This window comes from Micromonospora sp. NPDC005163, assembly GCF_053599835.1.
On the sequence record NZ_JBSFYP010000117.1, the window covers coordinates 1 to 10,429 of the forward strand.

Sequence of the window (10,429 nt, forward strand, 5' to 3'; positions counted from 1 at the left end):
CTACCCGAACCCGCGTGGATCAACAAGCCCGACGACGAGCCGACTCAGTCAACGAACCCCTGAACCACCCGCCCCGAAAAGGTTGACACCTTCCGGATGGCCGCGATCGAGATCAGGTTCATGGAGTGCCCTTCAGAACGCCGGTGTCGGCATCGTTGATTCGGTCGATGTCGGGCGGGCGCGGCTCTGCGAGCCGCAGACAGTGGGCGAGGTGGTGATGTGGTATCGACGGACGTCACGTGGCCCGCTTGGCCGGTTGCGGAGCCTCTGCTGGACAGAACCCGCTCGGTAGGGCGTAGGTGGACATCGGGTCACCGATGATGCGCAGCATCATGCGGTCGCCGGTGAAGCGGGTTCTGCCGTGGAGCCAGCGGTCGTTGAGCAGGATGTAGCCGTGGCCCTCACCTAGGTCAACTGGAATGATCTGCTGCTGGACAAGCGCTCGAAGCCGGTCGATATATAGCGCGACCATCGGCGCGAAACGCGCAAGCTCGTCGAGGCGCAGCCGGACGGCTATCCGGCCTTCGGTCGTCTGCTGGAAGACCGCGCCGAGGTGGCCGGATCCTCCGCCGAAGTACGCGGATCGGGGCGTGGACAGCGCCGCGAGTATGGCGGGTTCGGCGCGGGCGATCTCGTCGTAGAGGTCGCGACCGTCCACCAGATGACTGCGTCCACCGGTCTGCGCCGGTCGAAGACATGCGAGCATCAGGACGCGCGGTGGCCGGCATACAGCGGATCCTTCGGTGTGGGGCAACAGCTCGCGATCGGTGAAGCCCGCGAGGCTGGTCTTTCCGTCTTCGGACGCTAGCCGCTGGGCGATGGTGGTCACTCCATCGGAGTCGCTGTCGCGGTGCTCGCGGATTCTGATCAGTGACCGGGCTGCATAGAGCACATCGTCCCGATCGATTCCGCCCTGGAAGATCGTGATGCCGTGCGTGGTGAGGCCACTCAGGATGCGAGCCGTGCTGTCCGGGTCGCGTAAGTCCACGTGGGGCAGGTCGTCAACGTCGGGCATCTGGTCACCTCCGGCGAATCGCTCGTCGGCGTTCACCGTGGCCGCACCTACCGCATGGATCAAGTGACGGACTGTCAATGCCGAGCCGCCCTTAGCGAGCAATGACCGTGCTACGTTCCGGACGGTCCAGGTCCTGCACCAGTGGAGGGAATCCGGTCGATGAGCAACCAGCCGCAGCTGTTCCCTGTCTCCGTGAAGGGCGTCGTGGTTCGCAACGGCCGCGTGCTGTTGCTACGCAACGAGCGCGACGAGTGGGAGCTGCCGGGCGGGAAGCTGGATCTCGGTGAGGAACCGGCCGACTGCGTGACCCGGGAGATCGTTGAGGAGGTCGGCTGGCAGGTGACCTCTGGACCGCTGCTGGACGCTTGGCAGTACCACATCCGCGACGACGTCGATGTCCTGATCATCACGTACGGCTGCCACCTCGGCACCGACGCCGATCCGGTCGTCAGCCACGAACACAAGGAAGTCGGCCTGTTCACCGAGGCCGAGGTCGCGGCGCTGCGCATGCCAGACGGGTACAAGAGGTCCATCACGACCTGGTACGCCAAACTCAGTGCCCGAGTCATGTAGGCGACCGACGATGCAGTGCGGCGGTTGCGGGGCGAGGGTCGGCCGCTGGAGTGCGTCGCCGCTGTGCCCGGCGTGCCACGCCATCGCCGGTGCCGCCCTGCCAGTCCCTGGCCAGCGCCACGGAGGCTCGGCCTTGTGGTTGTGGACCAGCGATACCGCACGGGCCGCGCTGGCCAGCGGCGATCTCGCGGTCATCATTCGCACCTACCGGGCCGCGACCGGAGTGAGCCAACGACGTCTTGCGGAGTTGCTCGGCTACGACGCGACGTACATTTCGATGATCGAAACGGGGCGGCGGGAGATTAGCGATGTCGCCACCCGGCTACGGATTGCACGCCACCTCGGCGTGCCTGCGCACACGCTCGGGGTGAGCGACCCCGACGACGCCGACTTCACCGCGATGCTCCAGTTCGGCGAGTCGACTATCCGCCTCGCCGCGATCGCACGGCAGTCCGGGCGCGGCGCCGAAGCCGTCAACGAGCTCTGGCCGCTGGTCACCCGCTTGGAGAGCCGGGTCGCCGACGGGCATGTTGAGCGGGATGTGATGCTCCTGCTTGCACGTGCCCGCGCCGAACTCGGCGTCTCACTCGGCTACGTCTTGCCCGAGGAGCGACTGGTCAGTGCCGCCCGCTGGACCGGCCGGGCGCTGTGGCTGGCCGAACACCTCCACGACCAGGACCTGATCGCCTTCACCCTCCGCGTGCACGGCAACGAGCTGCGCAAGGTCGAACGGCACCACGCCGCCGTTGCCCGACTTCGACGCTCAGTCGAACTGGTGCCTGATCCCGACCGAGGTGCCGCCCTGGTACAGCTCGCCCGAGCCGCCGGCGAACTCGGCGACCCCGTCCTGTTCGACCACGCCATCACCAGCGCCTGGCAACTGGTCGACGCCAAACCCGGCACAGGACTCACCAGCCTTCACGCCCTCCATGAAGTGCACCTGCGCGGGCTGGTTCACACACGCCGACACGACCTGGCCACCGACCTGCTCGATCGCCACCGTATGTCCACCACCGCGATACCACCGCAATGGCAGGCGATTCTCCACGTCACTACCGGCGAAGTGCTCTTGGCCTGCCGCGGCACATCCCAAGCCGAAGCGGCGTTCCAGGCTGCCATCGCCATCGCCGAGGAGCACCGCCTACCTCACCAGATCCAGCGCACCCTCCGGGCCTGCACGTCGCATCTTCCCGCTGTCGGGGAGCTCGCGCGCCAAGCGCTGGACAGGCTCCGCGTCCCCGAGCCCAACCCGGCCGGCATCCAGGCACCATAATCCCGCATTGCGTTGTGCACCGCGGCGATAGCGACCAGTCGGGAGCCGGTTGCGAGGTCGAGGACATGGCGACCGGCCACGGTGTCCGGGTGATCGAGGATGTAACGCGCGAGACTCTGCCCGCCGGTCCAGGCCGACGCCTAGAACGGCGGCGGGAGGACGTGCCCCGCCTCGGCTTCGAGCCGGGCCCAGAGGACGATCGCGTCCTCGGCTATGACCAGTCGCACCTCTGGCACCAGGGCCAGCCGGAGCCGGTCGGTGCTGGCGGTCCCGGCCGCGACTCGGGGGCTTACAGCGCGTGCAGCACCAGCGGTTCGAGGCCGGGCAGGACCGCGGTGTCGGAACGGATCGGCTTTCGCCGGTCCGTGGTCTCAGCCACCGCCGTGGCGACGGGCGAGGCCTCGTCGCCACGCACGGCGGAGTCAAACGTCAGACCAGCCGGATGTTGGCGGCCTGAAGGCCCTTTTGGCCCTGCTCGACGTCGAACTCGACCCGCTGGTTCTCGTCCAGGCTGCGGAACCCGCTCGATGAGATGGCGGAGAAGTGGGCGAAGACGTCAGCGCCGCCGCCATCCTGCGCGATGAAGCCGAAACCCTTGTCCGCGTTGAACCACTTGACTGTGCCGAATGCCATGTCTTCTCCTCTGAGTAGCTGATGGAGCCATGTACGGGCCCTCGGTTGTCGTCGCTGCTGGTCCGGAAGAACCGGCAGAACAAAGAGCGCCTGGCGGGTTAGGTACCCACCAGGCGCTGGCAAAGTATGCGACAAACCGAAGGCTGCAACCCGGTGAGGCTAGCACGGGGGCGGCGCCCGCGCGGTGTCTTCGCTGTCAGCGCTGACCGCGCCGGCTACCAACCCGTGTGCCGGAAGAGAACGCCGCGGCGCCCCGTGGCGCGGACGTGGTTTCCGCGGCACTCGCCCGACGACTTTCCGAGCCTGTCCCGCGCGCCGCGCGGGCGGTCGATCCGCCCGTCGCTGTGCGCGGATCCGGGCGCCCCGTGGCGCTGTGGCCTCGTCTGTGATGCGGCGCCGTCGTCGCTACGGGAGGCGTCACGAAGCGGCGCTCGCCCGGGGCGAGTTCGGTGAGCAGCGAGTCACCGGGGCCAAGCCGGGTAATCGTCGGGTTGATGCCGGCCTGGCGGGTGAGGTCGCGCACGTCGGTGACCTGGTCGTCGGTCATCAGGGTGACGACGGTGCCGCTCGCTCCGGCACGCGCGGTCCGCCCCGAGCGGTGCAGGTATGCCTTGTGCTCGGCCGGAGGGTCGGCGTGGATCACGAGAGCCACATCGTCGACGTGGATACCGCGCGCCGCGATGTCGGTCGCGACAAGTGTGCGGGCGTCGCCGGCGGAGAACGCCGCCAGATTGCGGGTTCGGGCGTTTTGCGCCAGGTTGCCGTGCAGCTCGACGGCGGGCACGCCCGAGGCGACCAGTTGACTGGTCAGCTTCTTGGCGCCCCGCTTGGTGCGGGTGAACACGAGCGTGCGCCCCGGGGCGGCCGTCAGGTCGATCAAGACGGGGAGCCGATCATCGTGACGCACCCGGAGCACGTGGTGGGTCATCGCGGCGACCGGGGACATCGCTGAGTCGACGCTGTGGGTGACTGGGTTGGAGAGGTACCGCCGCACGAGGACATCGACGCCCGCGTCAAGCGTCGCCGAGAACAGCAGCCGCTGGGAGCGGGGCGGTGTCGTGTCGAGGAGTCGCCGTACGACCGGCAGGAAGCCCAGGTCGGCCATGTGGTCCGCCTCGTCGAGCACCGTCAACTCGACGGCGTCGAGGATTGCGTGGCCGGTCGACACGTGGTCGGCGAGCCGGCCGGGACAGGCGATGAGGATATCGACCCCGGCACGCAGTGCACCGACCTGTGGCCGCGCGCTCACCCCGCCGAAGATCGTCAGGGTCCGCAGCGACAGCGCGGTGGCCAGCGGTGCGATCGCCGCTTCGATCTGGGTCGCCAGCTCGCGAGTGGGCGCCAGGATGAGCGAGCGCGGGCGGCCGGGCAGCCGTGGAGACATGGCGGCCGAGAGCCGGGCGAGGATCGGGAGAGCGAAGGCGTATGTCTTTCCCGAACCCGTGCGGCCCCGACCGAGCACGTCGCGTCCGGCGAGCGAATCCGGGAGCGTCGCGGCCTGGATCGGGAATGGCGTGCTGATGCCCGCCTGCTCGAGCGCGGCGACCAGGCGGCCGGGCACGCCGAGGTCAGCGAAGGAGGTGGGCGTGACAAGGGGTGTTTTGCTGGCGCGGCGTGCCGCCATGGGAGTCTCCGAACGTGGAAGGGGTCGCGCTGCACGGCGCTGACCGATTGGTCGCGGCGCGTGGTGGTCGACATCAAATGCAGGCCGTGGTCGGAACCGGCGGACCGGTTGATCAATCTACCCGCGCCCCGGCCCAGGCCGTACACGATGGCTTTTTGGGTTAGGGTTCGACGGGCCGAGCGTCCAAACGCCCCCCGGCGAGCGGCCGGATGCGCCCCGCTCATTTTCCGCACCCGGCTTGCATGTGCGAGCGGGTGGGTCGGGCGTTGGCGCGCAAACTTGGAGCAGTTCTTGACTGATGTAACCGCGCATGACTCGAATTTGTTCCGTGAAGCACCGGGAGCAGATGCGCCTTTCGACCACACACCTGCCGTTGACGCAAGCTTGGCTGCGATGACCCGCCTGCGCACCCCGTTCCGTCTCGAGGGTGACCCCGACCGGAAGCCGACGACCGGCGCCCATCGCCCGCTCGTTAGGCATCACGACGGCACGGAGCCCAGTCAGTAAAGGCTACCCCGGGTGTCGGTTCGACGCGTCGTAGGTACCGACGTCCTGTGCAGGTGGATCAGCTGGATCAGCACCTCTCCACGACTGGACCAGCAATTGGGGCGGCGGCGGACCGCCGCTCGGCCTTGCCCGCATACATTTTCGCGTCGGCCATCCTGATCAACGTGTCCCAGTCGAGGGTGCTGCCGCGACCCGCGACCGCCGCACCCATCGTGCCCCCGGTCGGGGTGGTCGCCCAGTGCAACGGCGCACGGTGTAGGCGCGGCCCGTCTCGGCGCCGGCGATGAGAGTCGAACAGCTCATGACATGACCTGCTTGGGTCTGACTGGATGGCTGGGAGGTACGTCCGCCGAGGGAGTCGAAGGTGGTCGCCGTCGGCGCGCGGTTGAATCGCTTCGATCGGTCCGTGGATGCGCTCGCCGGACATCCGCTCAGGAAGGCAATGCCCGCAGGGTGAGGTGGCGTCATGCTGCGCACATCCGGACGGGCAGGTCACTCTCAGCGGTCCTCGGCGCCTCGGCCGTACGGCCCGCAGCAGTCGGGGCGGTGCCGGTACACGCGCAGGCCGCGTCTGTGCCGGCGGCCGAACTCGGGCGTGATCTCGTACAGGCAGGCCCGCGAGATGACGGCCTCCCCGCCGCCGGGCACCAGCGCCGTCAACCGGTCCGCCGCGCAGCAGCACGTCCACGTCCTCGACCGTACGCAACCCACAACCGCCGGGACGGGTTCTGGATCTGATGCTTCTCGGCCTCGGGACAGATTTGTCGGCCATCCGCTGCCGAATGACGCTGGTGTCGGCCTCGACCTCCTCCGCGCTGCGGTCGCCGCCCCCGGCGGGTGGCGCCAGGCAGCACGAGCGGTCGCATCGCCGCCCCGATGGGCAGGTCGAGTGCGGCGCATAGGCCGCATACCTTGGCCAGCTCCGGATACTGCTGCCAGTCGCCGGCGAGCCAGCGGAACAGGGTCGAGCGACTGACACCGGTGTGCCTGGTGACGTCGCCCACGGTCCAGCCGCGGTCCTGCCGGGCGTCTTGGACTGCCCCACAACGAACTGGGCGAAGGCCGCCTGCGATGTGATCGCCACTGGGTCCATCCTCAGTCGTGACCCTTTATGAGCCCTCGCATCGCCACAGGGTAGGTAGTTCGCACCCGCCCCCGCGGTGAGATTGTCACGCGTCAGCGGGTTCTCCGCGCTGATCGCTTGCGTGGCGGGGTCAGCAGATCCGCGATCGTGGCGATCGCGCTCGGCACCAGCCGGTAGTAGGCCCACACACCGCGCTTCTCCCGCTCCAGCAAGCCGGCCTCGGTAAGGATACGCAGGTGGTGACTGACCGTCGGCTGCGAGAGGCCGACCAGCGCGGTCAGGCCACAGACGCACGCCTCGCCCTCGGGGGCCGACTGGATCAGGCTGAGCAGCCGCAGCCGGGCAGGATCGGCGAGGGCCTTCAGGACCCCCCGCCAGCCGCTCGGCATCGGTACGTTCGATCGACTCGCCGGCAAGCGGCGAGATCTGAGGCATAGTCATTTCAGCCAACGCAGTTCCCACATATTCCATCCTTCCACCAGCAGCATCCACCCACGCACATATCGCCAATGCACGATGCCTATGAGCGTGTTCGAGATGGTCTGATGTGGACGGCGTGACAGCGGCGACCGCGGCCGGGCTCGGTGTCCGGATGTCCGCTCGTCGTGGTTACCCCTCCGGCTTGTGCTCAGTGGGCGTTAATCGAGCCGCTGTTGCCGGAGCCGAACACCGACGGCCGGGCGGGAGAAACACCCTCGGAGGGATCGGCATCGGCCAGGGTCAGCCGGTCACCACTCAACTCCGCCCCCGGGGCCTGCCGAGTTTGATCATCCGTGCGAGCGAGCCTCAACGGTCGTGGCCCCCGCCGGGGCTCGGTGGCGGCGCTGCGTGGGGCGGGCCGGTCAGTACCCCGGTTCTCGGTGGGCCGGCCGGTGACCGGGTGGGATGGCCTAACCTTCGCCGGCCGGCTCGGCTCGGCCGTCGTGCCGGGCTTCTTCGCCGTGCCGGACCCGCTCCCGGTGCCGGAGCTGTTCTTCGTACCGGACCCGTTCTTGCTGGCGGGCTTGGTGTCCGGGACCAGGCGCTGGCAGTAGGCGTCGACCTGCGCGGCGCCACCGGCGGCGGCCACCAGCGGCTGGAACCCCGAGGTCTCTAGCGCCTTTTCCCGCTGGGCCGGCTTCTTGGCCAGGTACGCCCGGCACAGCCCGCCGAGCTGCACACTGTCCTCCGGACCGCTGCTCGGGCTCCGCCGGGCCGACGGGGCGGTCGGGGACCGGCCCGGATCGCCGGTGGTGGGCGCGCCACCGCCGGTCGGGGATCCGTCGGGGCGGCCGGTGGTCGGGGCGGGAGTCGCCGGACCAGACGGCGGAACCGTCTCCCCGGGAGGGTCCAACGTGACCGCCGCGAAGGCGGCGCCGGCGGTCGCGGTGGCGAGAACCCCGGCGGCCCAGGCCAGGGCGCCGGCGGTGAACCGGCGGCGGCCGGGGACCCGGGCGGGCGCGGATGCCGGGGCAGCGCGGGCCGCCCGGAAGGCCGCCAGCGCCCCCTGCTCCCCGGCCAGCTCGACAGGGCGCGCCGGGGCGGCCGCCGCGGCGAGCAGCCCGGCGAGCGGGTCGGCCCGGACGGCACCCTCCGTGGACGTTGCGGCGCGCGCCGCGTCGAGGAGCCGGTCGGCCGCGGCGCGGTCGGCGAGTTGGCCGGAGCGGCGGAAACTCATCCTGAATCCTCTCACGTCAACCATCCGCCGGTTCGGCGTGCGGCGCCTGCCTGCGCCGGTCGCCGCGCGGCCGCGCGCTGGTCTCGGGCGCGGCTGGTGGCTGGCTCGGGTCGTAGCGCTCGATCAGCCCGGCGAGCCGCCGCAACCCCCGGTGCGCGGCGGTCCGCACCGCGCCGGGCCGCCGGCCGAGCACCCGCCCGGCGGTCTCGGCGTCCAGGCCGATGACGGCCCGGAGCAGGACCGCCTCGGCTTCCCGGGGTGGCAGCATGGCGATCAGCGAGAGCGCGGCGTCGGTGCCGATGGTCTCCCCGGCTCGCTCGGCGGTGTCGGCGTCGCCAGCCAGCTCGCTGAGCGCGTGCATCGGCACCGGCAACGACGGGCGCCGGCTTTGCCGGCGCAGGTGGTCCATGGCCCGGTTCCGTGCGATGGTGACGGTCCAGGCCCGGAAATCGCCGCCGGTGAAGCTGGGCAGGTCCCGGGAGATCTGCAACCAGGTCTCCGACGCCACATCTTCCGCGTCGGCGCCCACCAGCGCGGTCAGGTAGCGCAGCAGGTTCGGCTGGAGGGTGCGGTAGAGGAGGCGGAAGGCGTCCTCGTCACCGGCCTGCGCCGCGGCGACGGCCTCGCTCAGCTCATCGGCCATGCCATGCCCGTTCCCCGGCCACGGGAACCAGCGGACGCCGGAGCCGGCGCACGCGATGCATGCCTGGTCCGCTGACCGGACCTGAGTCCACGCCTCTCAGCCCCCCACTAACCTGATCGTGCTCGCGGCTGGGGCGGCCCGGGCGGCACGTCCAGACACTCGCCAGGACGAACGGCCATCGGCGGACTGCCACGCCGGCGCGGTGAAGCGGCCCCAAGTCGGGCAACGGTAGGAGCTCACCACCCCACCAATAGGTCGGCATCACGTCACAGTAACGCCCACCTCATGTGAGGGCGAAAGCACCGGAGCGAGCCCAAGCTCCTTACTTACTTCGCTAGGGAAGGGCATGGGCGAGTGCCCCTGGAGGCTCTCGACTTCTCTCTGTTGGTCGCGGCGCGGGCCTCTGACCTGCTGATGTGAGGTCGTGTAGGGCCGTGTGAGGCACTGTCAGTCCTCACGACACCTTCCTCGACCGCCTGTGGTCATACCGTCGACCCACCGGCCAGGCACCCCCACTCACCGTCCGTCGCCCCTGTAGGTCCACGCCTGCGATTTCCCGTGAACGTGCAGATCAGCCAGGCGCAACCAATCAGGCAGGAGGCAGTGATGCGAACCAGAGCGGGATCTTTCGCCACAACGTTGGCATCCGTGCTCCTGGTCGCGGCCGTTCCGGCCGCGCTCCACCACCTCGGTGGATGGCCAACGCCTGACGTGCCATCGACCGGGGCGATGCGGGACTGGGTCCGACAACCGCTGACCGCCGGATTCCTCGCCGGCCTCGCGCAAACCGCCGCCTGGCTGATCTGGGCGCTGCTCGTCACCGCCGTCGGCGCCCGCGCCTACACGCGGGTCACCCGCACGCTGCGGTGGCTACCCACGCTGCACCTGCCGGGACCGCTGCAGGGACTGACCGCGGCCGTGCTGGGAGCCACTGCGGTCAGCGCCAGCACGGGTGCCATCCCCGCCCACGCCGCCGCGCCCGCCAACGCCGAGATGAACAACTCGCACGAAGCGGTGCACCACACCGCGCGGCAGGCCGGTCACACCCTGGTCAGCCACGTGGCGCCGAGCAGCACCGAACTCGCCCCTGTCGCGGCCGGCCGGGAAGACACCTACACGGTGAAGCGTGGAGACACGCTCTCCGAGATCGCCGAGCGGTGCCTGGGCGACGCCCGCCGCTGGCCGGACATCTTCGCCCTCAACCGCGGCGCCCGCTTTCCCGGCGTCGGCGGGACGCTGCGCAACCCGAACCTGATCTATCCAGGCTGGACCCTCCACCTGCCAGCCCACGCCAGCCCAGACGGCCCCCCAAGAGATGCGGGGCCGCCTAGGGCGTGTCCTGCCGATCATGGAAGCCAGATGATGGCAGCGATGAGGACGAGGCTGGCTCGGTACAGGGATGCGCGCTTGGCGTAGCGGG

10 protein-coding genes and 3 pseudogenes are annotated in these 10,429 nt (G+C 69.9%); 3 read left to right on the plus strand and 10 right to left on the minus strand.

The features are described 5' to 3' along the window. Positions 1–235: 235 nt before the first annotated feature. A complete protein-coding gene (locus ACWD6N_RS36435) occupies positions 236–1,051 on the minus strand; it encodes a TauD/TfdA family dioxygenase (RefSeq protein ID WP_450006535.1) in 816 nt (271 codons plus the stop codon). A 123-nt stretch (positions 1,052–1,174) separates the two neighbouring features. Here ACWD6N_RS36435 and ACWD6N_RS36440 point away from each other — a divergent pair, with 123 nt between their 5' ends. Then, positions 1,175–1,588 (plus strand): NUDIX hydrolase, encoded by a 414-nt coding sequence (locus ACWD6N_RS36440; protein ID WP_354968779.1) that lies wholly within the window; start codon positions 1,175–1,177, stop codon positions 1,586–1,588. Positions 1,589–1,721: 133 nt separating this feature from the next. Next, complete coding sequence (locus ACWD6N_RS36445) at positions 1,722–2,861, plus strand: helix-turn-helix domain-containing protein (protein ID WP_354968778.1); 1,140 nt, start codon at positions 1,722–1,724, stop codon at positions 2,859–2,861. A 20-nt stretch (positions 2,862–2,881) separates the two neighbouring features. Here ACWD6N_RS36445 and ACWD6N_RS36450 read toward each other — a convergent pair. From ACWD6N_RS36450 to ACWD6N_RS36490, 9 genes and pseudogenes are all read right to left on the minus strand, one after another. Continuing rightward, a pseudogene (locus tag ACWD6N_RS36450) lies at positions 2,882–3,106 on the minus strand (methyltransferase); the annotation flags it as partial. 44 nt (positions 3,107–3,150) lie between these two features. Beyond that, entirely contained in the window at positions 3,151–3,276 is a 126-nt protein-coding gene (locus ACWD6N_RS36455; RefSeq protein WP_354968777.1) for a hypothetical protein, read from the minus strand. A gap of 14 nt (positions 3,277–3,290) precedes the next feature. Beyond that, the gene (locus tag ACWD6N_RS36460; protein WP_210908447.1) at positions 3,291–3,494 is read right to left on the minus strand and encodes a cold-shock protein; all 204 of its coding nucleotides are present in this window, start codon (positions 3,492–3,494) and stop codon (positions 3,291–3,293) included. Between the two features lie 196 nt (positions 3,495–3,690). Continuing rightward, a complete protein-coding gene (locus ACWD6N_RS36465; RefSeq protein ID WP_450006539.1) occupies positions 3,691–5,118 on the minus strand; it encodes a DEAD/DEAH box helicase in 1,428 nt (475 codons plus the stop codon). 1,005 nt (positions 5,119–6,123) lie between these two features. After that, a pseudogene (locus ACWD6N_RS36470) lies at positions 6,124–6,313 on the minus strand (hypothetical protein). Next, positions 6,282–6,629: an XRE family transcriptional regulator gene (locus ACWD6N_RS36475; protein ID WP_354968774.1), complete on the minus strand. Its 348-nt coding sequence runs from the start codon at positions 6,627–6,629 to the stop codon at positions 6,282–6,284. The pseudogene ACWD6N_RS36470 and the gene ACWD6N_RS36475 overlap by 32 nt, the downstream one beginning before the upstream one ends. 172 nt (positions 6,630–6,801) lie before the next feature. Next, positions 6,802–7,180 (minus strand): annotated as a pseudogene (locus tag ACWD6N_RS36480) (ArsR/SmtB family transcription factor). A gap of 157 nt (positions 7,181–7,337) precedes the next feature. Then, positions 7,338–8,366 carry a hypothetical protein gene (locus ACWD6N_RS36485; protein ID WP_354968772.1) on the minus strand — a complete coding sequence of 343 codons (1,029 nt, stop codon included), beginning with the start codon at positions 8,364–8,366 and terminating at the stop codon, positions 7,338–7,340. Between the two features lie 16 nt (positions 8,367–8,382). After that, on the minus strand, positions 8,383–9,009 hold the full coding sequence (locus tag ACWD6N_RS36490) for an RNA polymerase sigma factor (RefSeq protein WP_450006542.1): 627 nt from the start codon (positions 9,007–9,009) through the stop codon (positions 8,383–8,385). A gap of 558 nt (positions 9,010–9,567) precedes the next feature. Here ACWD6N_RS36490 and ACWD6N_RS36495 point away from each other — a divergent pair. After that, the gene (locus ACWD6N_RS36495) at positions 9,568–10,425 is read left to right on the plus strand and encodes a LysM peptidoglycan-binding domain-containing protein (RefSeq protein WP_450006544.1); all 858 of its coding nucleotides are present in this window, start codon (positions 9,568–9,570) and stop codon (positions 10,423–10,425) included. The last annotated feature ends 4 nt before the right edge of the window (positions 10,426–10,429 follow it).